The sequence below is a fragment of the Demequina sp. NBRC 110053 genome (assembly GCF_002090095.1).
Lineage (GTDB): Bacteria > Actinomycetota > Actinomycetes > Actinomycetales > Demequinaceae > Demequina.
The window spans coordinates 482,387-507,279 of sequence record NZ_BBRJ01000002.1 but is presented as its reverse complement, the minus strand read 5'-3'; the positions used below and the strand labels follow the sequence as shown (position 1 = coordinate 507,279).

The window sequence follows — 24,893 nt, the reverse complement described above, 5'->3', positions numbered from 1 at the left end:
GGTCGCAGCGACGCGATCTCTCCTCGAGAGGCGCATGCGGCCCATCTCATGGAAGGAACACAAGATGCGCAAGCAGATTGGTATGGGAGCCGCGTTCGTGGCGACCGCTGCGCTCCTCGCCGCATGCAGCAGCGACCCGGAGCCCGCGGACGCGCCGGCTGACACCGCGAGCCCCGAGGAGACCTCCGAGGCCCCCGCAGGCGAGGGCGTCACCCTGACCGTCTGGACCGATGCCGAGCGTGAGGCCGCACTCGCGACCGCCGCCGAGCAGTTCGAGGCGGACACGGGTGCCACCGTCGAGCTGGTCCAGAAGAACTTCGAGGACCTCCGCAACGACTTCGTCGCCCAGGTCCCCACCGGCGAGGGGCCCGACATCACCGTCGGCGCGCACGACTGGCTGGGCGCCCTGATCGAGGCCGGCGTCGTCAACACCCTCGACCTCGGGGACAAGGCCGAGGGATTCGAGCAGGTCGCGCTCGACGCGATGACCTACGACGGCCAGCTCTACGGCCTGCCGTACTCCACAGAGGCGATCGCCCTCATCCAGAACGTGGACCTCGTGGGCGACACCGCCCCGACCACGTGGGACGAGATGATCACGATGGCGAACGAGGCCGGGTTCGAGGACCGTCCGTTCATCCTGTTCACCAATGGCACCGCCGGTGACGGCTACAGCGCCTACCCGCTGCAGACCTCGTTCGGCGCCCCGGTGTTCGTGCAGGACGACTCCGGCTCCTACACGACCGAGGTCGGGATGGGCGGCGAGGCCGGCGAGGCCTTCGCGCAGTTCCTGTACGACAACGGCGCTGCGGGAACGGGCATCTTCTCGGACACCATCGACTACGACACCTCGAACAGCCTGTTCGCGAACGGTGAGTCGCCGTTCATCCTGCAGGGTCCGTGGATGCCGTTCTTCGACGGCGGCGAGATGAACCTCAAGGTGTCGCCCATGGTGTCCGCCGGCGGCGAGACCGCCGCTCCGTTCGTGGGCGTGCAGGGCTTCTACCTGTCCTCGCAGTCCGAGAACACGCTGCTCGCCAACGAGTTCCTGGTGAACTACATGGCGACCGAGGACGCCCAGCGCACCCTGTACGAGGCGGACCCGCGCGTGCCCGCGCTGACCGCTCTCGCGGAGGAGGTCTCCACGGATCCCGTCACCGCGGGCTTCGTCGAGTCGGCATCGCTCGGCGTGCCCATGCCGTCCATCCCTGAGATGGGTGCCGTGTGGGACCTGTGGAACGCGGCCGAGATCCAGCTGATCACCGGCACCGCGACCGACCCGGCAACGACCTGGAGCGACATGGTCGCGGAGCTCGAGGCCAGCATCGGCGGCTGACGCCGCCCCGGAGTCCGGGCTGTGGGGGCGCACGTCCCGCCCCCACAGCCCGGCACCCTCCACCACCTCACCATCCACCGCGTGACAGCGAAGCAGGAGCACAGATGACCGTCGAGACGGGCGCGAGGCGCCAGGACCCGGAGCAGCCAGGCGCGCAGCCGCCGGAGGCGCCTGCGCGCTCGTGGCGCGGGCTCGGCTGGGGCTTCGTCGTGAAGCTCCTGCTGATGGGCCTCGTCAATGCGCTCGGCGTCTCCATCATCCTGTCGGCGATCAATGTCGAGGCGTGGGGCATCCTGGCGGCCGCGACGGCTTTGCTGCTGATCGCTGACGTCATCTACTTCACCAAGCGCACGCTGCCGCTCAAGTACATCTACCCCGGCCTCGTGTTCCTGGCCGTGTTCCAGGTGTTCACGCTCGCGTACACCGGCTACGTCGCGTTCACCAACTACGGCACCGGCCATGCCGGCTCGATCGAGCAGGCCGTCGATGCGGCCCTGATCCAGGACGAGCGCCGCGTCGAGGACTCCCTCAGTTACCCGCTCGCGATCGTCACCGGCGGCGACGAGCTGGGATTCGCGATCGTCGACGAGGACGGCTACGTCCAGGTCGGCACGGCCGAGCAGCCGCTCGAGCCCGTGGATGGCGCGGTGGGGAACGACGGCGCGCCGTCCGAGGTCGACGGCTGGGAGGTCGTGCCACGCGCGGAGCTGTTCGCCGACCCCGAGCTCCAGCAGGACGTCATCGACCTGCGCGTGCCCGTCTCCGACGATGCCGAGGACGGCTCGCTGCGCACCCGCGACGCCTCGACGGCCGCGATCTACACGTCGTCGCTCGAGTGGGATCCGGAGGCGCAGACGCTCACCGACACCGAGACCGGCGTGGTCTACGAGGCATCCGAGTCCGGGAACTTCGTCGCCGAGGACGGCTCGCAGCTGCCTGCGGGCTGGGTCGTCACCGTGGGCTTCGACAACTTCGTGCGCGCCATCACCGACGCCGCCCTCGCGGGGCCGCTGCTGAAGGTGACGGCGTGGACGTTCGCGTTCGCGACCCTCACGGTGCTCACGAGCTTCGGGCTGGGCCTGCTGTTCGCGATCATCTTCAACGATCCGCGCATCCGCGCCAGACGCACCATGCGCACGCTGTTCATCCTCCCGTACGCGTTCCCGGCGTTCATGTCGGCACTGCTGTGGCGAGGCATGCTCAACCGCGAGTTCGGCATCCTCAACGACTGGTTCTTCTTCGGCGCCGACATCAACTGGCTGGGAGATCCGTGGCTCGCGAAGTTCGCGGTGCTGTGGGTCAACCTGTGGCTGAGCTATCCCTACTGGTTCCTGGTCTGCACGGGCGCGCTCCAGGCGCTGCCGGGGGAGACCATGGAGGCGGCCCGCATCGATGGAGCGGGCCGCTGGCGCCAGTTCCGCTCGATCACCCTGCCGCTGCTCCTGGTGTCGACGGCGCCGCTCGCGATCGCGTCCTTCGCGTTCAACTTCAACAACTTCACGATCATCTACATGCTGACCGAGGGCGGCCCGCCCTTCCCCGGCACCAGTGGACTCGGATCGACGGACATCCTGATCTCCGCGATCTACCACATCTCCGGCGTCGACGGCGGTGTGGCCGACTACGGCCTCGCGTCAGCGCTGTCGATCGTCGTGTTCGTGGTGGTGGGAGTGATCTCCGCGATCGCGTTCCGCCAGACCCGCAAGCTCGAGGAGATCTGACGATGACCGATCAGACTGCCACCCGCACCCCCGCCCGCCGTGGCCCCACGCGCCGTTCGCGCTGGTGGGGGGAGCTGGGATGGAAGTATCCCGTCGCGGCGATCATCATCTTCTACGCGGTCTTCCCGCTCGTGTACGTGCTGTCCGCCTCGGTGTCGGAGTCCGGCACGCTGTCGAGCGGCGGCGCTCTGTTCGCGTCGTTCTCGGCCGCGAACTATCAGGCGCTCGGGGACACGTCGTACTGGACGTGGGTGGCCAACACGCTGATCGTCGGCGTCGCCTCCTCGGTGGGGGCCGTGCTCATGGGTGCCGCCGCCGCGTACGCGTTCTCGCGCTTCCGTTTCACGGGACGCCGGCCCGGGCTGACCGCCCTGCTCATCATCCAGATGTTCCCCCAGACAGTCGCGTTCATCTCGGTGTTCCTGCTGCTCACGGCGCTCGGCAACGTGGCGCCCGCGCTCGGCATCAACTCCAAGATCGCGCTCATCTGCGTCTACCTGGGCGGCGCGCTGGGGGCGAACACCTTCCTCATGTACGGCTTCTTCAACTCGATCCCCACGGAGATCGATGAGGCCGCGAAGATCGACGGCGCCACGCATTCGCAGATCTACTGGCAGCTCATCGTCCCGCTCGTCACCCCCATCCTCGCGGTGGTGGGCCTGCTGGCGTTCATCGCCGCCTTCGGCGACTTCATCCTCGCCAAGATCGTGCTCGTGTCCGAGGATCAGTGGACCCTCGCCGTCGGCATGTACCAGTGGGTCTCGAACCAGCTCAGCGCGAACTGGGGCCTGTTCGCCGCGGGAGCGGTCATCGCCGCCATCCCCGTGCTCATCCTGTTCCTGTCGCTCCAGAAATACATCGTGGGCGGCCTGTCGGCCGGATCCGTGAAGGGCTAGGCGACCACAGGCATGGACGCTCGACCGCGCGCACGTTTCGCACACGCTCCGTTGGGAGCGGTCACAGCCTCGCCGCGGGCCGATGCGCTGGCGGGCTGCGTCGACCGGCCGCAGTGCACCGGCGGCCGGGGGAGAAGCACATGAGCTGCAGGACAGGTACCCCGTTCGCGTGCCGGGCAGATGGCGCACGCGGGCTCGGATCCGCCGAGGACCCGGGCACCGGCCGCGACGCACCCGGCGCCGGGGCTTGATCAATGAGGATCGAAAGGAAGCACGCATGAGAATGCGCAGCGCACTGGGAGCGGTCACGGCCGTCTCCGCGACCGCGGTCGTGGGCGTGGGCCTCGTGGCTCCCGCCGCGGCGGCCGACCCCGTCGAGGCGGGCATCACCGTCCCCGTCGTCGAGGATCTCGCCGAGGACTTCATGAACGGCGTGGACGCCTCGTCCATCCTGTCGCTCGAGGAGTCTGGCGTGACCTTCAAGGACTTCGACGGCAACGAGGCGGACGTGTTCGACGTGATGGCCGAGGCCGGCGTGAACTACTCGCGCATCCGCGTGTGGAACGACCCTTTCGATGCCGACGGCAATGGCTACGGCGGCGGCACCGTCGATGCCGAGCGCGCCACCGAGATCGGCCTGCGCTCGACGTCGGCGGGCATGCGCGTGTTCGTCGACTTCCACTACGCGGACTTCTGGGCGCACCCGGGCCAGCAGCCACTGCCCAAGGCGTGGGAGGGTCTGACGCTCGCCGAGCGCGCCGACGCGATGTACGACTACACCGTCGAGACTCTCTCGATGATGGACGATGCGGGCGTCGATGTGGGCATGGTGCAGATCGGCAACGAGAACTCCGGCCTGCTGCTGTCGGAGACGGAGTGGCCGGACTCCGGGGTGCTGTTCGACGCCGCCTCGCGCGGCGTGCGCGATGCGCTGGGAGAGGACGTCAAGATCGCGATCCACTTCACCAATCCCGAGCGCGGCGACTACGGCTGGCTCGCGGAGCAGCTCGCGACCTTCGACACGGACCCAGTGGCGGATGGCGTGCAGCCCATCGACTACGACGTGTTCGCATCGTCGTACTACGCGTACTGGCACGGCACGCTCGAGAACCTCACCGCGCAGCTCTCGCAGGTCGCGGACACCTACGGCAAGGACGTCATCGTCGCCGAGACCTCGTGGGCGTACACCCTCGAGGACGGCGACGGCTACCCCAACAACATCCGCACCGCCTACGACCAGTACTCGACGTCCGTGCAGGGTCAGGCGCTCGCGGTGCGCGACGTGATCGACGCCGTGGCGAACGTCGGGGAAGCCGGCCTGGGCGTCTTCTACTGGGAGCCGGCGTGGCTGCCGGTGGGCCCGCCGGAGGAGCTCGCCGCGAACGAGCTGCTCTGGGAGGAGTTCGGCTCCGGCTGGGCGTCCTCGCACGCAGGCGACTACAGCGCCGATGCGGCTGCCAACCACGGCGGGTCGGGCTGGGACAACCAGGCCATGTTCGACCACGACGGCGACCCGCTCGAGTCGCTCCGCGTCTGGGACTACGTGCGCTACGGCACCGTGGGCCCGCGCGACATCGACTCCGTCGCGTCGCCGACGATCACCGTGGTCGAGGGCGACACCTGGTCGCTGCCGTCCACCGTCGCCGTGTCCTACACCGACGGCACCACCGAGCAGCAGTCGGTGACCTGGAACGCACAGCCATCGTGGATCACGGGTGCCGGCACCTACGAGGTCACCGGCACGACCTCGGCCGGCCTCGAGGTCGAGGCCGTCGTCACGGTGGTCGACAGCACGTCCTCCGGCCAGAACTGGGTCGTGAACCCAGGCTTCGAGGATGGTGCCGCGCCGTGGACGGGCACCGGATCTGGCTTCACCATCAGCGCGCCGGACGACCCCTTCGAAGGGTCGAGCTCGACTCACTTCTACAGCGGCATGGACTTCTCGTTCTCGATCTCGCAGGTCATCACGGGTGTCCCCGCCGGCGACTACCGGCTCTCGGCGCAGGCGCAGGGCCGAGCGGCGGTGGCGGGCGAGTCGACCAGCATCACTCTCGCATCGGGCATCTCCAGCGCCTCGGCGCCGTTCTCGCTGTCGGGGTATGAGGGGTGGCATAGCCCGCGGACGCCGGTGGTCTCGGTCGCCGCTGGTCAGACGGTGACGGTCTCGGCGACCTTCGACCTGACGGCCGGGGCTTGGGGCACGATCGACCAGTTCCAGCTGGTCGAGGTGACTCCCGTGGTCGAGGCGGACACGTCCGCGCTCGAGACGGTGCATGCCGAGGGCGAGGCCGTCTCGCGGGACGGGTGGACTGCCGTGTCGCTGCTCGCCTTCGACCGCGCGATGGCGCGTGCGTCATTCATCCTCGCGGCGTCTGCTCCGAGCCAGGCCGCGGTCGATGCAGCCGAGGACGTGCTCGCAGCAGCGATCGAGGGGCTCGAGGAGGGTGAGGGCACCGTGCCCGATCCGACTGTCGAGTCCGTCGTGGTGACGGTGACCGAGGGCGAGGAGATCGCTCTGCCGGAGACCGTGACCGTCGTCGCGTACGACGAGTCGGAGACGACCGAGACCGTCACGTGGAACGACGTGCTCGACCTCATCACGTCCCCCGGCGTCTACACCGTCAGCGGCGTCACCGAGAACGGCTGGACGGCCACGGCGACCATCACGGTCACCGAGCGCAACTGGATCCTCAACGGCGGGTTCGAGAACGGCGTGGACGACGTCTCTCCGTGGACCATCGAGGCGACGGAGTGGCCCGCCGCAGAGGTCGGCACGGCCTGGGTCGCCGCGTACGGCGACATCGAGGGCTCGTTCGCGCTCAGTGGCTGGTCGAGCGCGACGGGTGGCCCGTCCTTCGGTCTCGAGGCCTCGCAGACCACGGCCGAGCTGCCGGCGGGCACATACCGGCTGACGGCTACCTCGGCGGGCGGCAACGACGTCTCCGGCGGCGCCTCCGACACCACCTACGAGGTAGGCGCGTGGGATGGTGCGGCCTCGCACACCGTCGAGCTGAGCCTTCCTGGCTGGCCCGACCAGGACACGGGGTCGGTGGACTTCACGCTCACCGAGGCAGCCGCCGTCGACGTGTGGATCTACGCCGACATCGTGACCGGCGACTGGTCCTACGTCGACGACGTGAGCCTGTTCCGCATCGCCGACCCGGACGCGTCGGTCGACACGTCGCCGCTCGAGTCCGCGATCGCCGATGCGGGTGCCATCGACCGCGCTGCGTACACGGCCGAGTCCCTCGCGGCGCTCGACCTCGCCGTCGAGCGTGGCGAGATCGTGCTCGCACAGTCGCGACCGGAGCAGGCGACCGTGGACGCTGCGACCGCTGCCATCGTGGACGCCATCGACTCGCTGGCCGCGGTGCCCGAGGAGCCGGTCGACCCCGTCGAACCCGGTGAACCGGACGAACCGGGCGACCCCGGTGACGGGGGCGACGGCTCAGGCGACGGAGGCGACGGTGGCGCCGAGCCGCGGATCACCGTCAGCGACTCGACCCTCGTACCCGGCCAGTCCGTGACCGTCACGGTCGCGCCAGTCGGTGGCGACACCGTGGAGCTCGGCATCGAGAGCGAGTACCAGCAGCTTGCCGTGGCGCCGGTGGTGAATGCCTCGGCGACCGCGACGGTGACCATCCCAACCACGCTCGAGCCGGGCGTGCACCACCTGCTCGCGCTCGACGAGGACGGCGACGTCATCGCATCGCTCGAGGTGACCGTGGTCTCGGCGAGCGCCGGGGAGATGGCCCAGACCGGAGCGCCCGACGTGGCGCTGCCGCTCGCGATCGCCCTGGCGCTCGTCGCGCTCGGGGGTGCCATGGCGTTCGCCTCCCGGCGTCGCGAGGTGACGGACTAGCGGTCACCCGCGGCAAAGGGGGCCGATGCGCGTTCGCCTGAGCGCGCATCGGCCCCGTCGCCGTCCCTCCGCACCGGTCCGGTCAGACAGCCTGACGGGTCAGGTGAGGTAGAGCTGGATCGACGTCGGCTCGATCTGCGTGCTCGCGCCGGGCCGCAGCGTCTCCTTCTCGACGCCCTCGGGCGTCTCCCACGCCGAGTCCCAGGCGAGGTGCCACTCCTTGCCGTCGTCCATGGGCAGGGTGATCTCGACCTCGTCGCGCGAGCCGTTGATGATCATCAGCGCATCGGCCTCGCCCTCGTCGGGCAGAGAGCGCATGAACTGGACCACGCGCGTGGCGGGGTCCTCCCACCACTCGTCGGACTCCGGGGCGCCAGAGTTGGTGAACCAGGCGGAGTCCGCGCGCGGGTTGCCGTCGCGCAGGTCGTGGTCGCGGCCATCGTAGAACTCTGCGGGCCGGAGCACGCGGTGCGAGAGACGCAGATGGATGAGGTGCGCGACCGTGGCGCGCAGGTCGTCCTTCCACTCCGCCTGCGTCCAGTCGACCCAGCCGATCTCGTTGTCCTGGCAGTACGCGTTGTTGTTGCCGCCCTGGCTGTTTCCATACTCGTCGCCGCTCAGCAGCATAGGCGTCCCTGCGGCAAGCAGGGTGGTTCCCAGCAGGTTGCGGATGGAGCGGCGGCGCATCGCGAGGATCTCCTGCTCGTCGGTGTCGCCCTCGTAGCCGTGGTTCCAGGATCGGTTGTTGTCGGTGCCGTCGCGGTTGTCCTCGCCGTTGGCCTCGTTGTGCTTGCCGTTGTAGGCGGTGAGATCGTGGGCCGTGAAGCCGTCGTGCGCCGTGACGAAGTTGACCGACGCGATAGGCCCTCGCATGAGCGGCGGCTCGGTGTGCCCGAACAGGTCGGAGGAGCCGGCGAGCCTGGTCGCGAGCTCGGGAGCCGTGGGATGGTGGCGCCCGCCGCGCGCGGTGTCGGTGAGCCAGTAGGAGCGGATGCGGTCGCGGAACCGGTCATTCCACTCGGCCATCGGGGCCGGGAAGTTGCCCACCTGCCAGCCGCCCAGGCCCACGTCCCACGGCTCGGCGATGAGCTTCACCCCGCCCAGCACCGGGTCCATGGTGAGGCCCACCAGGAACGGGTGGCGGGTCGAGAACCCGTGTCCCGTGCGCCCGAGCGTGACGGCGAGGTCGAAGCGGAAGCCGTCGACCCCCACCTCCTCGGTCCAGTACCGCAGCGAGTCGAGCGCGAGCTGGACCACGCGTGGGTGCGTGAAGTCCAGGGTGTTGCCGGTGCCGGTCGTGTCGTCGTAGTGGCCGGGATTGTTGGGCTGGTGCCGGTAGTAGCTGTGGTTGTCGAGCCCGCGGAAGTTCAGCACGCGGTCGCCCCACCCGGCCTCGGCGGTGTGGTTGTACACCACATCGAGGATGACCTCGAGCCCTGCCTGGTGCAGCAGATCGACCATGCCGACGAACTCATCGAGCACGCCCTGAGCGCCCTTGGCGCGCGCCTCCGCGGTCGCGTACGGCGCGTGGGGAGCGAAGAACCCCATGGTCGAGTAGCCCCAGTAGTTCGACAGGCCCGTGTCGTCGAGGTGCGGCTCGGATGCGAAGGCGTGCACCGGCAGGAGCTCGACGGTGGTGACGCCCAGCGACGTGAGGTACTCGATGGCCGCGGGGTGGGCGAGGCCCGCGTAGGTGCCACGCAGCTCCTCCGGCACGGCCTCCATCTGCTGTGTGAAGCCCTTCACATGGAGCTCGTAGATGACGGTGTCCTCCCACGCGATGCGCGGGTGCGGCGTCTGCCAGGAGCCGCCGGGCTCGGCCGTGACGACCGAGCGCGGCACGAGCGCCGAGGTGTCCGTGCCGTCACGGTTCGACAGCAGCGCCTTCGCTCCGGGGGCGTCCATGGGAGTGAGCTCGCCGGCGTAGCCGCGCGCGTACGGGTCCTGGAGCAGCTTCGCGGGGTTGTAGCGGTGGCCCTTCTTGGGCTGCCATGGGCCCGAGGCACGGAAGCCGTACTGCTGACCCTCGCCGATCCCGGGAACGAACGCGTGCCACACCCCGGACTTGGGGCCGAACAGCGGGACCCTGGTCTCGGAGCCGGACTCATCGAACAGGCACAGGTCGACGGCCGTCGCATGGCCGGCGTACACGCCGACCACGACGCCGCCGTCGGTGAGGTGGACGCCGAGCCTGTGCGGCGTGAGGGAGGGGGTGACGCCTTCCACGATCATGCTCCTATTCTGCCCAGTGCGGGGTTCCGCGACATGTCAACCGCGCACGCGCCAGGAACGTTCCCACGCGCTCATGCAGGTTCACGGAGGCGTGGACGACCTCGCGGCCACGACTCTGCCCGAACGGATGGCGGGGACGTTCCCGACGCCGGTCCGCGACGTCGTGCGGCGGCGAGCGGGCCGGCGGCTCGGCTCAGCCGATGCGCGATGCGGCAGAAGCCACGCCCAGCCACGAGTGCGGCACTCCCTGGAAGCACCATCCGAGCTTGGGCGCTTTCTCCGAGATCCAGATCGCGGGCACGCGCTTGTCCCCTCGCGACGAGCCGGCGAGCATGAAGCAGTGGTTCCTGCGCAGGAAGTCGGGGTGAGCCGCCATGATCGACAGTCCCTCGGCGATCGTCAGGGGAGAGCGAGAGCGGGCGGCGATTCTCGGCAGGGCCTCGCGCGGCGCGACGTCGCGGAACTCGTCGCCGCGGTCGACCCCGAGGAGGAGGTAGACCGGTGCGTCGGGAACCTGGAGATCCGGCAGCGCGCGGTACGGCGCGAGGCCCTGCTCACCGTGGTTCCGGTCGAGTATCCCCTCCCGCTCGGAGCCGGACAGGCGCATCCCCGGCACCCGAGCCGCCGGATCGATCACCGCATCCGTCACCACGGCGACGTAGGGAAGCTGGCCCGACTCCGCATGGGCATGCTGCGAGAGGGCCGATGCGCTGGCTCGCACGGGCTCGAACAGTCGCCTGAAGTCGGGCTCGGCGAGTCCGGCGAGGGCGGGCAGTCCTGCGGACGTGTAGGCGTCGATCTGCTGGTCGAGGAGGAGGGAGGGCATGACGGCTCCTGTCGTCGGCGGCGGTGGCTGAGCCCCAACGTCCTGCGAGCGCGTGAGGTTCCCACCGGTAGGCTGGCCCCATGCGCATCCTGGTCACGGTCAAGCACGTCCCCGACCTCCAGTCCCATCGGTCGTTCACCGATGGCACGGTCACGCGAACCGCTGACGACGGCACCATGAACGAGCTCGACGAGAACGCCGTCGAGGCGGCCCTGCAGATCGTCGAGGCCGCCGGCGAGGGCGAGGTCGTCGCCCTCACGGTGGGTGGACCCGACGCGGTCGCAGCGGTGCGCAAGGCGCTCCAGCTGGGCGCCCACCGCGCGGTGCACGTGAGCGACGAGGCGATCGCGGGCTCAGACGTGTTCGGTACCGCGATGGTCATCGCGGCCGCTGTCCGGAAGGTCGGTGAGGAGGCGCCGCTCGACCTCGTCGTGACCGGCATGGCCGCTCTTGACGGCCTCACCTCGATGCTCCCCACCGCGCTCGCGGCCGAGCTCGACTGGTCGCAGCTGACCCTCGCATCGGCCCTCACCGTCGAAGGCGGCCAGGCGACCATCGAGCGTCACCTGCCCGACGCCCACGAGACCGTCACCGCGCCGCTGCCGGCCGTCGTGTCCGTCACCGACGAGGCCAACAAGCCGCGCTACCCCAACTTCAAGCTGATCATGGCCGCACGCAAGGCGGAGATCCCCGTCTGGAGCCTCGCGGACCTGGGCGTGGACGCGGCGGCCGTGGGAGGTGGGGCCTCCCGTACGACCGTGGTCGAGGCCTCTGAGCGACCCGAGCGCGAGAACCGCGTGACGGTCACGGACACCGGCGACGCTGGCACGCAGCTCGCGGACTTCCTGATCGAGAAGGGACTCGCATGAGCGTCGCCGTTCTGATCGAGCAGCGCGGGGGAGAGGTCACTCGTCCCGCGCTCGAGGCGTTGACCCTCGCGCGCTCGCTGGGCTCGCCCGTCGCCGTCTGGCTGGGGGATGCTCCCAGCGCCGATGCGGTGGCGCAGCTGGGCGAGTACGGCGCCACCGAGGTGCGGGTCGCGTCCGTCGGGGACGGCGCGCGCCTGCCGGCGCAGGCTGCCGCGGCCATCGCCGCGGCGACAGCCGACACGTCCGTGCTGATCGTCATCTCGACGTTCGTCACGAAGGAGATCGTCACCCGGCTCGCCGTGCTGACGGGCGCTGGCGTGGTGGTCGACGCCGCGGGAGCCGAGCTGGTCGAGGGCAAGGTCGAGACCTTCCAGACCGTCTTCGCGGCCACCTGGAACGTGCGCACCAGGATCGACGCCGAGCGGGCGATCGTGGGCATCCGCCCCAACACCACCCAGGCCTCGCCCGCGGACCAGCCCGGCGCGGCCACCGTTGTCGACGTGGCCGTCGAGCTGCCCGAGACCCGCGAGCGCGTCACGCACGTGGAGCCCGTGGCCCAGCAGGACGGCGTCCCGCTGTCCGAGGCGCCTGTCGTGGTGTCCGGCGGGCGTGGCACCGGGGGCGACTACACCCTGGTGTCCGAGCTCGCGGAGCTGCTGGGCGGTGCGGTGGGCGCGTCGCGCGACGCGACCGACGAGGGCTGGATCAGCCACGAGCACATGGTGGGCCAGACCGGCACCACCGTGACGCCAGCGCTGTACGTGGCATGCGGCATCTCGGGCGCGGTGCACCACCGCGGCGGCATGCAGGCCTCCGGGACCATCGTGAGCATCAACATGGACCCCGACGCGCCCATCTTCGAGATCAGCGACTTCGGGGTCGTGGGATCGCTGTTCGACGTGATCCCGCAGGCGATCGAGCGCATCAAGGCCCACCGCGGGGCCTGACCGTCATTCGCCCGCTGGTGTCGCCCGGCGAGGCACCTGCCCCGTGCTCGCGCCCGTCCGCAACACCACCGAAACGCAGGTTTCACCCAGAGTTCTCCTGCTCCTGATGCGCCCTCAGACTCCCGTGCCTACGGTGGGATCATCCGGACAAACCAGGGAGAGCTCATGCGCCGTCGCACCACCGCCGTAGCCGTTGTGATCGCTGTGGGGGTGAGCTCGGCGGCGGCCCTGCCCGCCTCCGCCGAGAACCCGACCGATCTGATCATCTCCGAGTACGTCGAGGGGTCGAGCAACAACAAGGCCATCGAGATCTATAACGGCACCGGAGCCGCGGTCGACCTCGGGCCTTACACCCTCACGCAGTACTCGAATGGCAACACCTCCAGCTCGGCCACGTTCGACCTGGACGGCACTCTCGAGCCTGGTGACGTGTTCATCGCGGCGTCCGGCAGTGCAGACCCCGCCATCCTCGCGGTGGCCGACGAGACCACAGGATCCGGGCTGTTCAACGGCGACGACGCCCTGGTGCTGTTCAACGGTGACGCGGTGGTGGACAGCTTCGGTCAGGTGGGGGTCGACCCCGGTTCCGAGTGGCCGGGCGGTGGCCTGAACGACACGCTGCGCCGCCTTCCCTCGGTGTGCGCGGGCGACACGGATCCGTCTGACGCCTTCGACGCGTCGCTCGAGTGGGAGACGTTCGCGACCGATGCCTTCGACGGATTGGGATCCCACAGCACCGACTGCGACGGCGGTCCGGTCGAGGATGCGGCACCGTCGGTCGCATCGATCACGCCCGCTGACGGCGCCGTGGGAGTCAGCGTCGACGCCTCCGTCACCGTGACGTTCTCCGAACCGGTCGTCCTGGGCGAGGGTGCGATCACGCTCGAGTGCTCGGACAGCGGTGCGGTCGACGCTGAGCTCACGGGCGGCCCCTCCCAGTACGCCCTCACTCCCGGCGCACCTCTCGCCTCAGGCGAGGACTGCACGGTGACCGTGAGCGCATCGGCCGTCACCGATGTCGATGCCAACGACCCGCCCGACGGGATGCTCGCCGACGTCGCCTCGACCTTCACCGTCTTCAGCGATGAGGTGACGCCCATCAGCGCCGTGCAGGGCTCTGCGGAGACGTCACCGCTCGCTGGTCAGACGGTGCGGATCGAGGGCGTCGTCGTGGGCGACTACGAGGGGCCGAGCCCCAACCTTCGCGGGTTCTACGTCCAGTCCCGCGACGAGGACGCGGACGCCGACCCCGCGACGTCCGAGGGCATCTTCGTCTTCCACGGCAGCGAGGACGCGGTGTCGTTGGGAGACGAGGTCTCCGTCACCGGCTCGGTCTCCGAGTTCCAGGGTCAGACGCAGATCGACTTCCCGGACGACGTCACGGTGCTCGGCTCGAGCGCAGGCGTGTCGCCGGCCACGGTGAGCCTGCCGTTCGCCGACGCCGCTGCGGCAGAGCGGTACGAGGGCATGGCCGTGACCTTCGAGCATGAGCTGTTCGTCACCGAGTTCTATCAGCTCGGGCGGTTCGGCCAGGTGACGCTGTCCGAGGGCGGACGTCTCGACCAGCCCACCGCCGTCGTGGAGCCCGGTGCCGAGGCCAACGCGCTGCAGGCGAGCAACGATCTGCGCCGCATCATCCTCGACGACGCGCTCAACAACCAGAACCCCGACCCGATCGTCTTCGGCGGCGGGGGAGAGCCGCTGGCCGCGGACAATCCGTTGCGCGGCGGCGACTCGATCAGGGGCTTGAGCGGCGTCATGACCTATACCTGGGCGGGCAACAGCGCCTCCGGCAACGCCTATCGGGTGCGCCCCGTGTCGCCCGACGCGCCGGCGCCCGTGTTCGAGTCGAACAACCCGCGTCCCACCGAGGCGCCCGCCGTGGGCGGTGACCTCAAGGTCGCGAGCTTCAACGTGCTCAACTACTTCCTCTCCATCGAGGGATCGGGAGATGTGTGTGGTCCTACCGGCTTCGAGCAGGAGTGCAGGGGGGCGAACACGCCGTTCCTCGACGAGCTGCCCGAGGATATCGAGCTGACTCGCCAGACGGACAAGCTCGTCGCCGCGCTGCTCGAGCTCGACGCGGACGTCATCGGCATCATGGAGATGGAGAACACTCCCGGCGTCGAGCCGCTCGCCTACCTTGCGGAGCAGCTCAATGCCGCCGAGGGCACGGACTCGTGGTCGTACGTCGACACCGGGGTGGTCGGCACCGACGTGATCCGAGTCGGCATGCTGTACGACGCGGCAGCCGTGACCGAGGTCGGAGACATCGCGATCCTCGACTCGGGCGTGGACCCGCGCTTCGACGACGACGAGAACCGTCCGTCCGTCGCTCAGACCTTCGAGGAGGTCGGGACCGGCGAGACCTTCACGGTGGTGGTGAACCACTGGAAGTCCAAGGGATCGTGCCCCTCCACCGGACCAGACGCGGACCAGGGCGACGGCGCGAGCTGCTGGAACGCCAGCCGCACCCTCGCGGCGGAGGCGCTCGTGGACTGGGTCGGCACCTACCCGACCGGCGTGGAGGACGGCGACGTTCTCATCATCGGTGACCTCAACTCGTACGCGCAGGAGGACCCGATCGACGTCCTGCGCGACGCCGGATACGTCGACCTCGCCGAGGACTACTCCTACGTGTTCGACGGTCAGTGGGGCTCGCTCGACTACGTGTTCGGGTCGGCGTCGCTGGCCGAGCAGGTCACCGACTCCGCTCACGTCCACATCAACGCCGACGAGGTGCCGGTGCTCGACTACAACGTCGACTTCAAGACGCTCGCGCAGATCGAGGAGCTGTACGCACCGGACATGTACCGCACCTCCGATCACGACCCCGTGCTCGTGGGGCTCGAGCTGGGCGAGGACGTGCCGGTCGCGACCTGCTCCGTGAGCTACACCATCCACGGCCAGTGGCCGGGCGGGTTCATCTCGCAGATCTGGCTGACGAACACGGGCGACGAGCCCATCAACGGCTGGGAGCTCGCATGGGAGTTCGCGGGCGACGAGCAGATCACCGACCTGTGGAGCGGCGCCGAGACGCAGACCGGTGCGGCGGTGTCGGTCGAGAACCTCGCGTGGAATGCGACCATCCGGCCCGGAGGCTCAGTGACGTTCGGGTTCGTCGGCTCGACGGCCGGGGGCGCGTCCGACGTCGAGGAGTTCGCGCTCGACGGCGGGGCCTGCGAGGTCTCCTGACCCACCCCCCTCTCGCGGCGTCCAATTGGGCCCAACTCGCGCGTCTAAGGCCTTAGGCGAGCGAGTTGGGCCCAACTCGCGCGCCTCGGAAGCGCATGGGATGCGGCGACGGGAGAGAGGCCCAAGCGCATCGGTGCCGCCTTCGCTGGTGCTCCGTACACTGGCTCCATGGCCACGCACTACCTCGACCACGCCGCGACAACTCCTATGCTGGAGTCGGCGCGCATGGCGTACGTCGAGGAGCTCGCGAGGGTGGGCAACCCTTCCGCCCTGCACAAGTCGGGACGGCTGGCCCGGTCCGTGGTCGAGGACGCGCGCGAGCGCATGGCCGGGGCATTGTGCGCTCACTCCACGGAGGTCATCTGGACCTCGGGCGGCACCGAGGCGGACAACCTCGCGCTCAAGGGCCTGTACTGGGCGCGCCGCCAGGCGGACCCCCGCCGCACCCGGATCGTGACCACCGCGATCGAGCACCATGCAGGTCTCGATCCCGCGCACTGGCTCGAGGCCGAGCACGGCGCGACCGCGGTGGTGCTGCCCGTCGATGCGGATGGTCTGGTCGACCTCGACGCGCTGCGCTCGGAGGTCGCCGCGAACTTCGACCACATCGCGCTGATCTCCGTGATGTGGGCCAACAACGAGGTGGGCGCCATCCAGCCCATCCGCGAGATCGTCAACATCGCCACGGAGCACGACATCCCGGTGCATGCGGATGCGGTGCAGGCCGTCGGCCACGTGCCGGTCGACTTTCGATCGTCTGGTCTGGCGACCATGGCGGTGAGCGCCCACAAGTTCGGCGGTCCCGTGGGGGTGGGTGCGCTCGTCGCGCGCCGCGACCTCGCCATCACTCCTCTCACGCACGGCGGCGGCCAGGAGCGCAAGGTTCGCTCGGGAACCCTCAATGCCGCGGGCTTCCACGCCGCGTCCGTGGCCGCGGCAGAAGCCATGGCGACGCTCGAGCCTGAGGCGCAGCGGCTGGGCGCGCTGCAGCGCCAGCTGATCGACCGCATCCGCCACGCGGTGCCGGACGCCCGCCTGTCGGGTCCCGAGCCCGGGCCCGCGCGTCTTCCTGGCAACGTGCACTTCATCTTCCCGGGCTGCGCAGCGGAAGCGATGATGTTCGTGCTCGACTCGCATGGGGTCGAGGCGTCCAACGGATCCGCATGCTCGGCTGGCGTGGCGCAGGCGAGCCACGTGCTCATCGCCATGGGACGGTCGGAGCGTGACGCGGCGTCAACCATGCGCTTCTCGCTGGGCCACACCACCACCCAGGACGACATCGACGCGCTCGTCGCGGTGCTGCCGGAAGCGGTCGAGCGGGCGCGGAAGGTCGCCGGGACGTTCGACTCCGCGGTCTTCGGCTGATCACGTGCTGACGCGCCGGGCGCACCCGAGGGACGTGAGCCGCCTCGGCTGACGGGGGCAGGCTGAGCGGCGCGCTGGCGGGGCTGCGCCGGGCACTCGCGTGGGCGCCGTACGTCTGGAAGCATCGGGTCATGCAGCCTCCGCTCGACCGACTCGCCAATCTCCGCGACCTCGCCGATGCCGCGCCGGGGCTGCGCGCAGGGATCGCGTACCGGTCGGACGCGCCCTTCGAAGGCGACGCGGAGCCGCCGGGCGTGGAGGCGTGGCCGCCGGCCACCGTGGTCGACCTGCGGGGACCGGGGGAGAAGGACGCGACCCATCCACTGGGGCCGGGCGTGCGCACCGTCGAGATCGACCTCCTCTCCGCGGCGGACCCGACGGGCGCGGCGATGGCCAGGCTGAGCACGCTCGAGGAGCTGTACGCGCTCATGCTGGGGTCGGGCTCGGCGCCGGGACTTGTGCAGGTGGTCGCCGAGGTCGCGCGCGAGGACGCCCCGGTGCTCTTCCACTGCTCGGCCGGCAAGGACCGGACAGGAGTCTCGGCGGCGCTGATCCTGGCGCTCGTGGGCGTGAGCCGGGACGCGGTCGTCGCGGACTACCACCGCACCGCAGAGCACATGCCCAGCGTGCTGGGCAGGATCATGGCGTCCGCGCCTAGCCACGTGGGCGACACCCCGCTCGCGTCCGTACCTCGCGAGATCCTGGAGGCGCCGGAAGCGGCGATCGAGAGCGTCCTGGATGCGTGGGACGAGCACGACGGCGGCGTCGAGGGCTGGTACCTCGCGCACGGTGGCGACGCGCAGACCCTCGCCGCGCTGCGTGGCCGCCTGCTCGCCTGACTCCCACCCCACCCCCCGAGGTTGGTCGCAGAAGTGACCGAGCTTGGACAGGGGATGGACGCTGTCCGGCGCCACGTACCATGGACGGGTCCCAACGAGAGGTCATCCTTGCGCGTGCTGGCAGCCCTGTCAGGCGGAGTCGACTCCGCCGTCGCTGCCGCGCGCGCGATCGAGGCAGGTCACGACGTGGTGGGCGTGCACATGGCGCTCAGCCGCAACCGCGACGAGTTCCGCTCCGGATCTCGCGGATGCTGCTCGATCGAGGACAGCAACGACGCGCGCCGCGCGGCGGACAAGCTGGGCATCCCGTACTACGTGTGGGACCTATCCGACGAGTTCCACGACACCGTCGTGCAGGACTTCCTCGACGAGTACGCGGCGGGCCGCACGCCCAATCCGTGCGTGCGCTGCAACGAGCACATCAAGTTCGACACGCTGCTCGAGCGCGCGACTGCGCTGGGGTTCGATGCGGTATGCACCGGACACTATGCCCGCATCGAGCTGCGCAACGATGGCGTGCGAGAGCTGCATCGTGCCGCCGATCCAGCCAAGGACCAGTCGTATGTGCTCGCGGTGATGGGCCCGGCCAAGCTCGCGCGCTCCATGTTCCCGCTGGGAACGGCGCCCTCGAAGTCTCACGTGCGAGCCGAGGCGGCGGCGCGCGGGCTCGGAGTTTCCGACAAGCCTGACTCCTACGACATCTGCTTTGTCGCCGACGGCGACACCAAGGGCTTCCTCCAGCGCTCGCTGGGGGAGCGGCCGGGTGCCATCGTCGATGAGTCCGGCGAGCTCGTCGGGGAGCACCAGGGCGCCTACGCCTACACCGTGGGGCAGCGAAGGGGCCTGGGCATCGGCCGCCCCGCCGCGGACGGTGCGCCGCGCTACGTCACGGGCGTGGACACCGCGCGCAACGTCGTGACCGTCGGCCCCGAGACGCTGCTGTCGGTGACGACGCTCACCGGCGAGGACGTGGTGTGGCTCGCTCCGGACGTGCCCGCAAGCGCGCCCGTGCGATGCGAGGCGCAGGTGCGCGCTCACGGCGCCCCGGTGCCGGGCACGGTGGTGAGGGCCGATGCGCGGGTCACCGTCGAGCTCGACGAGCCGCTGCGCGGGGTCGCCGCGGGGCAGTCGCTCGTGGTCTACGACGGCAGCCGTGTGCTGGGGCAGGCGACGGTGGGGTCTCGGCGGGTCTGACTGGTGATGCCGGAGGGCAAGCCTGCGTCTCTCACACGTGCGCGGCCGCTGCCGCCGCGTGACCCGAAAGCGTGCAATCGTAACGGTTCGACAGCGGTCGGTAACGAATCGGCATCGAAACGCTTCGGACGCCTCGAAATGGTTTGACATCGCCCTACCCCGGCAATACGGTGTAGGCGATTCATGGGAGCGCTCTCACGCATGAGAGAGCGCTCTCAACGAGTCGGCTACGACCTCTCATCACAAAGGAGTGACCGTGACTATCACGCGACACAAGAAGATCCTCGCCCTGACGGCAGGCGCGACGGTCTTCGCACTGACTCTCGCCGGCTGCGCAGGTGGCGACGAGGACCCCGCTGACGACCCGACCACGGAGAACACCGCGGGGGAGAGCACGGACTCGGCGAACGCCGAGCCGGTCGAGCTCACCATCGCGACGTTCAACACGCCGGGCTTCTCCAACTCGGAGAACGAGAACGAGTACCAGTACGACCTCATCGAGGAGTACATGGAGCTCAACCCCCACGTGACGATCACCTACAACCGCGCTGCGGAGTCCGGTGACGCCCGTGAGAACTTCTTCACCAAGCTCGGCCCCGGCGGACTCGCCGACGTCGAGATGGTCGAGGTGGACTGGATGCCCGAGGTCATGCAGTACTCGGACCTCCTCGCCGACCTGTCGTCGCCCGACGTCGAGGGCCGCTGGATCGACTTCGTCGAGGCAGGCGCCACCGACGCTGACGGCCGCCTCATCGGCTACGGCACCGACACCGGCCCTCAGGCCGTGTGCTACCGCGCATCGCTGTTCGAGGCCGCTGGCCTCCCGAGCTCGCCCGACGAGGTCGCGACGCTGCTCGACGGTGACTGGGCGAACTTCTTCTCCGTCGGCGACGACTACGTCGCAGGCTCCGGCGGCGCCGCGTTCTTCGACTCGGCCGCCGGCGTGTGGCAGGGCATGGTGAACCAGCTCGACCAGGCCTACGAGGACGAGGCGACCGGCGAGATCATCGCCCTCGAGAACCCCGAGGTCAAGGCACTGTACGACCAGCTCACGGCGGCGTCCGAGACGCAGTCGTCGCACTTCGGCCAGTGGTCCGAGGACTGGTTCGCCGGTCTCTCGAACGGCGCCTACGCGACCATGCTGTGCCCGCCGTGGATGCTCGGCGTCATCGAGGGCAACGCGGTCGACACCACCGACTGGAACGTCGCCAACGTGTACCCGAACGGCGGCGGCAACTGGGGCGGCTCGTGGCTCACGGTGCCCGCCAACGGCGCCAACGTCGAGGAGGCCACCAAGCTGGCCGCCTGGCTGACCGCTCCTGAGCAGATGGCGAAGGCGTTCGCGAACGCCGGAACCTACCCGTCGCAGGTCGCGGCCTACGAGGACCCGGCCGTCACCGGTGCGGTGAACGAGTACTTCAACTCCGCTCCCATCGGCGAGATCTTCGCCGAGCGCGCGGTGGCTGTCGTCCCCTCGCCGTACAAGGGTGAGTACTACTTCCAGGTCAACGACGCGATCAACAATGCGCTGACTCGCGTCGAGGAGGGCACGGATGACCCCGCGGCCTCCTGGGACAAGGCTGTCGCCGACATCGAGGCGATCAGCTGATCTGATGTGAAGGATCCGGGCCGTCCCCACCTCGGGGGCGGCCCGGACCCTCTCATCGCCCTGACCTGCACACGAAAAGAGCTCCCCCATGGCATCGACGGACATCGAGGCGCCTCCGGCTGACCAGCAGCGCCGCAACCGGCGCGCGGACAGCTCCATGCGCCAGCGCCTAGCGCGTTGGGACTTGAAGGTCTCGCCCTACGCGTACATCGCCCCCTTCTTCATTCTCTTCGCGCTCTTCGGCCTGTTCCCCATCGGCTACACCGCCGTCATCTCGTTGATGGACTGGGACACCATCCGGAACTCGGGCGAGTTCATCGGCATGGAGAACTTCGAGTTCGTCCTGAACGACCGCAAGTTCTGGGTGTCGTTGCGCAACACCTTCTTCCTGCTGTCGTCGATCCCGCAGCTGATCGTGGCGACCTTCATCGCCGCGATGCTCGATCACCACCTGAAGGCCAAGACCTTCTGGCGCATGGGCACGCTGGTGCCGTACGTCATGATGCCCGTGGCCGTCTCGCTGGTCTTCTCGCAGCTGTTCGCCGACGAGTACGGCGTGTTCAACGAGTGGCTCGGCTACATCGGCATCGAGCCCATCCAATGGCACAAGGACGTGCTCGCCTCCCACTGGGCCATCGCCACGATGGTGAACTTCCGCTGGACCGGCTATAACGCCCTGATCCTGCTCGCGGCGATGCAGGCCATCCCGCGCGAGCTCTACGAGGCGTCCGCCATCGACGGCGCCGGGAAGCTGCGCCGGTTCTTCTCCATCACCCTGCCGCAGATCCGACCCACCGCGATCTTCGTCATCATCACCGCGACCGTGGGCGGACTCCAGATCTTCGACGAGCCGCGTATGTACGACACGACGGGCGACGGTGGCGCGGATCAGCAATGGCTGACCACCACGATGTACATGTACAACACGGGCTGGGGGGAGCTGAACTTCGGCCGCGCCTCCGCGATCGCCTGGCTGCTGTTCCTGATCATCGTCGTGTTCGGCCTGCTCAACTTCTTCTTGACGAGACGGCTCATCTCGTCCGACTCCTCTGGAGGCAAGTGATGGCCACCCGACTTCGCGCGCGCACGTCCGTGAACCTCCAGCGTCCCGGGTGGTTCGTCTACACCTCGCTGGTGCTGGTCCTGATCGCCTCCCTGTTCCCCTTCTACTGGTCGTTCCTCGTGGGATCGGGCGATGCCTCGACGGTCCGCGACCCCAACATGTCGTGGCTCCCTGGCGGCAACTTCCTCGAGAACGCCCAGACCGTCATCCAGAACCCGGCCGTCAACTTCTGGAAGGCGCTGTGGAACTCGATCGTGGTGTCGACCACGGTCTCGACGTCCACCGTCGTGCTGTCGATGCTCGCCGGCTTCGCGTTCGCGAAGCTGCGCTTCAAGGGCAACGGCGTGCTCTTCGTGTTCGTGATCGCGACCATGGCCGTTCCCGTGCAGCTGGGCGTGGTGCCGCTGTACATCCTGATGGCCGACTACGGCTGGACGGGCACCCTGGGTGCAGTGATCCTGCCCGCCCTCGTCACGGCCTTCGGCGTGTTCTGGATGACCCAGTTCCTGCAGCAGGCGTTGCCGACTGAGCTCATCGAGGCCGCCAGGGTGGACGGCTGCAACATGATCCGGACCTTCTGGCACGTGGGTGTACCGGCCGCGCGCCCCGCGGCGGCGATGCTGTTCATGTTCACGTTCGTGACCAGCTGGAACAACTTCTTCTGGCCGTTCATCATCCTCGACCAGTCGAACCCGACGCTGCCGGTGGCGCTGTCCATGCTGCAGGCGAACTACTTCGTGGACTACTCGCTGGTCCTCGCTGGAGTGCTGCTGGCGACCGTGCCGCTGCTGATCCTGTTCATCTTCACGGGACGGCAGCTGGTCTCCGGAATCATGCAGGGCGCGGTCAAGGGGTAGTCCTGGTCCAGGTCCACGGCCTCGAGCCGCGCATCGACACCGGGGCGGCCGGCGAGCAGCCGGCCGCCCCGCCCGGTGGCGACCGCTCCCGCGCCCGCAACGCGCCCACCCTCGAGGCCGTGGCCGCCAGGGCGGGAGTCTCGCGGGCGACCGTGTCCCGCGTGGTCAACGGCTCGCCCAAGGTCCACCCGGACAGCGCTCAGGCCGTCCGCAGCGCCATCGCGGAACTGGGCTACGTGCCCAATCGCGCAGCTCGCTCGCTCGCGAGCCACCAGTCCCACGCGATCGCGCTCGTGGTGCCGGAGGACATGACCCGCTTCCTGGGAGACGCGTACTTCGCGAGCGTCATCAAGGGGATCGCGGAGCGCCTCGAGCGCTCCGACTACGTGCTGAGCCTGATGGTCGCCTCGCAGGCCCCGGAGCCCAAGATGCTGCGCTATCTCGCCGGCGGAGCCGTCGACGGAGTGGTGGTGATCTCCCACCACATCGGGGATCGATCGCTCTACCAGATCGCCGGGCTCATGCCCATGGTCTTCGGAGGTCGAGCCGTCGTGCCAGGGATCGACGCGTACGTCGTGGATGTCAACAACGTCGAGGGCGCGAGCATCGCCACGCAACGGCTCGTGGATCGCGGGTGCCGGCGGATCGCGTCCATCGCCGGCTCGATGTCGATGCAGAGCGCCCTCGACCGCGTCGCTGGATGGCGCGAGGTGCTCGAGGCCGCCGATCTCGAGCCTGGGCCGGTCATCGACGGCGACTACACCATGCACGGCGGCGCGCGGGCGATCCGGGAGATCCTCGCCGAGTACCCCGACGTGGACGGCGTCTTCGTGGCGTCCGACCTGATGGCGAGCGGCGCCATGCCCGTGGTGCTCGAGCGGGGCCTGTCCATCCCCGGCGACATCGCCATGGTGGGCTATGACGACAGCCCCGCAGTGGAGGCGTGCGAGGTGCCTCTCACGACCGTGCGTCAGCCCTCGGAGGAGATGGGTGCGCTCATGGCGGACATCCTGGTGGACGTGCTGAGCGGGAACGAGAGCCGTGATCGCACGACGATCATGCCGACGGTGCTCGTGGAGCGCGACTCCGCCTAGGAGCGGACGGCTGTCACGGGATCGTGACCACGATCTTGCCGCGCGTGTGCCCGCCCTCGAGCTCGCGGTAGGCGTCCGCAGCGCGCTGCAGCGGATACACGCCGTCGAGGTGGACATTGACGTGCCCGTCGTCGATGAGGCGTGCGAGATGAGCGAGATCCGACGCGTCCGGCCGGACCCAGATGTAGTGTCCACCGAACTCGGTGCGGGCGCGAGGGTCCGCGATCGAGCCGACCACGCCGGTCGGGGACAGGAGGGCGACAGTGTTGTCGAGCGACGATCCGCCCGCGAAGTCGGCGATCACGTCGAAGCCCGTCGGGCATGAGCGCAGCGCGCGTTCGACCAGACCCTCGCCGTAGGTCACGTGGTCGGCTCCGAGGTCGCAGACGTAGTCGTGATTACGGTCCGAGGCCGTGCCCACCACGTGGGCGCCGAGGTGCCTCGCGATCTGCACGGCGAACGAGCCCACGCCGCCCGAGGCGCCATGAATGAGCACGCAGGAGTCCTTGGTGACGCCCAAGCGACGGAGCACCTGCAGCGCAGTGAGGCCAGCCAGCGGGACGGACGCCGCCTGCTCGTGATCGAGCGCGGCGGGCTTGAGCGCCGCAGTGCGCACCGGGACGGCGACGCGCTCCGCAAGCGTGCCCCCGGCCACGACGTCCTTGCGCGCATAGGCGAATACCTCGTCGCCCACGCTGAACTCCGGGGTGTCGAGGCCGCTCTCGACCACCACGCCCGAGACATCCCAGCCGGGGACGGCAGGGAAGTGGGTGTCGATGAGGCCGTCGAGGTGGCCCTGCCGGATCTTGTAGTCGACGGGATTGAGGCCGGCCGCCCTCACCTCGACGACCATGCTGTCGGGACCGGCGTGCGGATCCGGCAGGTCCGTCAACGACAGGACGTCCGCGGATCCGAACTCCGAGTAGGCGATGGCTCGCATGCCTGGAGCAACGGCCGGCTATGGCCGCGCATTCCGCGCGGCGCTCGT

General features: G+C 69.3%; 17 protein-coding genes. 14 read left to right on the top strand and 3 right to left on the bottom strand.

The annotated features are described in order from the left end of the window. Positions 1 to 64 precede the first annotated feature (64 nt). The 4 genes from B7K22_RS02440 to B7K22_RS02425 all read left to right on the top strand — a co-directional run bounded on the left by B7K22_RS02440 (position 65) and on the right by B7K22_RS02425 (position 7,815). Entirely contained in the window at positions 65 to 1,336 is a 1,272-nt protein-coding gene (locus B7K22_RS02440; RefSeq protein WP_084038187.1) for an extracellular solute-binding protein, read from the top strand. Between the two features lie 104 nt (positions 1,337 to 1,440). Next, positions 1,441 to 3,057: an ABC transporter permease subunit gene (locus tag B7K22_RS02435; protein ID WP_084038186.1), complete on the top strand. Its 1,617-nt coding sequence runs from the start codon at positions 1,441 to 1,443 to the stop codon at positions 3,055 to 3,057. A 2-nt stretch (positions 3,058 to 3,059) separates the two neighbouring features. After that, the gene (locus B7K22_RS02430; protein WP_084038185.1) at positions 3,060 to 3,953 is read left to right on the top strand and encodes a sugar ABC transporter permease; all 894 of its coding nucleotides are present in this window, start codon (positions 3,060 to 3,062) and stop codon (positions 3,951 to 3,953) included. Positions 3,954 to 4,230: 277 nt separating this feature from the next. Then, positions 4,231 to 7,815: a glycosyl hydrolase 53 family protein gene (locus B7K22_RS02425; protein ID WP_084038184.1), complete on the top strand. Its 3,585-nt coding sequence runs from the start codon at positions 4,231 to 4,233 to the stop codon at positions 7,813 to 7,815. A gap of 99 nt (positions 7,816 to 7,914) precedes the next feature. On the opposite strand, the gene glgX is transcribed toward B7K22_RS02425, so the two are convergent. Further along, the gene (glgX, locus tag B7K22_RS02420; RefSeq protein WP_084038183.1) at positions 7,915 to 10,047 is read right to left on the bottom strand and encodes a glycogen debranching protein GlgX; all 2,133 of its coding nucleotides are present in this window, start codon (positions 10,045 to 10,047) and stop codon (positions 7,915 to 7,917) included. Positions 10,048 to 10,240: 193 nt separating this feature from the next. Next, positions 10,241 to 10,873 (bottom strand): DUF5701 family protein, encoded by a 633-nt coding sequence (locus tag B7K22_RS02415; RefSeq protein ID WP_084038182.1) that lies wholly within the window; start codon positions 10,871 to 10,873, stop codon positions 10,241 to 10,243. An 80-nt stretch (positions 10,874 to 10,953) separates the two neighbouring features. Between B7K22_RS02415 and B7K22_RS02410 the strand changes: the two genes are divergently transcribed. The 10 genes from B7K22_RS02410 (at position 10,954) to B7K22_RS02365 (ending at position 23,905) form a co-directional block, all read left to right on the top strand. Continuing rightward, the gene (locus tag B7K22_RS02410) at positions 10,954 to 11,742 is read left to right on the top strand and encodes an electron transfer flavoprotein subunit beta/FixA family protein (RefSeq protein ID WP_084038181.1); all 789 of its coding nucleotides are present in this window, start codon (positions 10,954 to 10,956) and stop codon (positions 11,740 to 11,742) included. Beyond that, complete coding sequence (locus tag B7K22_RS02405; protein WP_084038180.1) at positions 11,739 to 12,689, top strand: electron transfer flavoprotein subunit alpha/FixB family protein; 951 nt, start codon at positions 11,739 to 11,741, stop codon at positions 12,687 to 12,689. Before B7K22_RS02410 ends, B7K22_RS02405 begins: the two co-directional genes overlap by 4 nt. Before the next feature lie 165 nt (positions 12,690 to 12,854). Continuing rightward, the gene (locus tag B7K22_RS02400; RefSeq protein WP_084038179.1) at positions 12,855 to 15,884 is read left to right on the top strand and encodes an ExeM/NucH family extracellular endonuclease; all 3,030 of its coding nucleotides are present in this window, start codon (positions 12,855 to 12,857) and stop codon (positions 15,882 to 15,884) included. 168 nt (positions 15,885 to 16,052) lie between these two features. Next, positions 16,053 to 17,249 (top strand): cysteine desulfurase family protein, encoded by a 1,197-nt coding sequence (locus tag B7K22_RS02395; protein WP_084038178.1) that lies wholly within the window; start codon positions 16,053 to 16,055, stop codon positions 17,247 to 17,249. A gap of 131 nt (positions 17,250 to 17,380) precedes the next feature. Then, complete coding sequence (locus tag B7K22_RS02390) at positions 17,381 to 18,088, top strand: tyrosine-protein phosphatase (protein ID WP_084038177.1); 708 nt, start codon at positions 17,381 to 17,383, stop codon at positions 18,086 to 18,088. 108 nt (positions 18,089 to 18,196) lie between these two features. Beyond that, a complete protein-coding gene (gene mnmA / locus B7K22_RS02385; RefSeq protein ID WP_084038176.1) occupies positions 18,197 to 19,282 on the top strand; it encodes a tRNA 2-thiouridine(34) synthase MnmA in 1,086 nt (361 codons plus the stop codon). 256 nt (positions 19,283 to 19,538) lie between these two features. Then, positions 19,539 to 20,891, top strand: coding sequence for an ABC transporter substrate-binding protein (locus tag B7K22_RS02380; RefSeq protein ID WP_234983276.1), 1,353 nt, complete (start codon positions 19,539 to 19,541; stop codon positions 20,889 to 20,891). A gap of 88 nt (positions 20,892 to 20,979) precedes the next feature. Continuing rightward, on the top strand, positions 20,980 to 21,954 hold the full coding sequence (locus tag B7K22_RS02375; protein ID WP_084038175.1) for a carbohydrate ABC transporter permease: 975 nt from the start codon (positions 20,980 to 20,982) through the stop codon (positions 21,952 to 21,954). Continuing rightward, positions 21,954 to 22,811 carry a carbohydrate ABC transporter permease gene (locus B7K22_RS02370; RefSeq protein ID WP_084038174.1) on the top strand — a complete coding sequence of 286 codons (858 nt, stop codon included), beginning with the start codon at positions 21,954 to 21,956 and terminating at the stop codon, positions 22,809 to 22,811. Before B7K22_RS02375 ends, B7K22_RS02370 begins: the two co-directional genes overlap by 1 nt. Before the next feature lie 119 nt (positions 22,812 to 22,930). Next, positions 22,931 to 23,905, top strand: a complete 975-nt coding sequence (locus B7K22_RS02365) for a LacI family DNA-binding transcriptional regulator (protein ID WP_234983275.1) — start codon at positions 22,931 to 22,933, stop codon at positions 23,903 to 23,905. A 13-nt stretch (positions 23,906 to 23,918) separates the two neighbouring features. Here B7K22_RS02365 and B7K22_RS02360 read toward each other — a convergent pair whose 3' ends face one another. Beyond that, positions 23,919 to 24,845 (bottom strand): NADP-dependent oxidoreductase, encoded by a 927-nt coding sequence (locus tag B7K22_RS02360; RefSeq protein WP_084038172.1) that lies wholly within the window; start codon positions 24,843 to 24,845, stop codon positions 23,919 to 23,921. Positions 24,846 to 24,893 lie beyond the last annotated feature (48 nt).

Coding starts and splice junctions, on each gene's coding strand:
- B7K22_RS02405 (WP_084038180.1), top strand. CDS start 11,739: ATGAGCGTCGCCGTTCTGATCGAGCAGCGCGGGGGAGAGGTCACTCGT.
- B7K22_RS02400 (WP_084038179.1), top strand. CDS start 12,855: ATGCGCCGTCGCACCACCGCCGTAGCCGTTGTGATCGCTGTGGGGGTG.
- B7K22_RS02360 (WP_084038172.1), bottom strand. CDS start 24,845: ATGCGAGCCATCGCCTACTCGGAGTTCGGATCCGCGGACGTCCTGTCG.
- B7K22_RS02370 (WP_084038174.1), top strand. CDS start 21,954: ATGGCCACCCGACTTCGCGCGCGCACGTCCGTGAACCTCCAGCGTCCC.
- B7K22_RS02430 (WP_084038185.1), top strand. CDS start 3,060: ATGACCGATCAGACTGCCACCCGCACCCCCGCCCGCCGTGGCCCCACG.
- B7K22_RS02415 (WP_084038182.1), bottom strand. CDS start 10,873: ATGCCCTCCCTCCTCCTCGACCAGCAGATCGACGCCTACACGTCCGCA.
- B7K22_RS02390 (WP_084038177.1), top strand. CDS start 17,381: ATGCAGCCTCCGCTCGACCGACTCGCCAATCTCCGCGACCTCGCCGAT.
- B7K22_RS02395 (WP_084038178.1), top strand. CDS start 16,053: ATGGCCACGCACTACCTCGACCACGCCGCGACAACTCCTATGCTGGAG.
- B7K22_RS02410 (WP_084038181.1), top strand. CDS start 10,954: ATGCGCATCCTGGTCACGGTCAAGCACGTCCCCGACCTCCAGTCCCAT.
- B7K22_RS02435 (WP_084038186.1), top strand. CDS start 1,441: ATGACCGTCGAGACGGGCGCGAGGCGCCAGGACCCGGAGCAGCCAGGC.
- glgX (WP_084038183.1), bottom strand. CDS start 10,047: ATGATCGTGGAAGGCGTCACCCCCTCCCTCACGCCGCACAGGCTCGGC.
- B7K22_RS02375 (WP_084038175.1), top strand. CDS start 20,980: ATGGCATCGACGGACATCGAGGCGCCTCCGGCTGACCAGCAGCGCCGC.
- B7K22_RS02425 (WP_084038184.1), top strand. CDS start 4,231: ATGAGAATGCGCAGCGCACTGGGAGCGGTCACGGCCGTCTCCGCGACC.
- B7K22_RS02440 (WP_084038187.1), top strand. CDS start 65: ATGCGCAAGCAGATTGGTATGGGAGCCGCGTTCGTGGCGACCGCTGCG.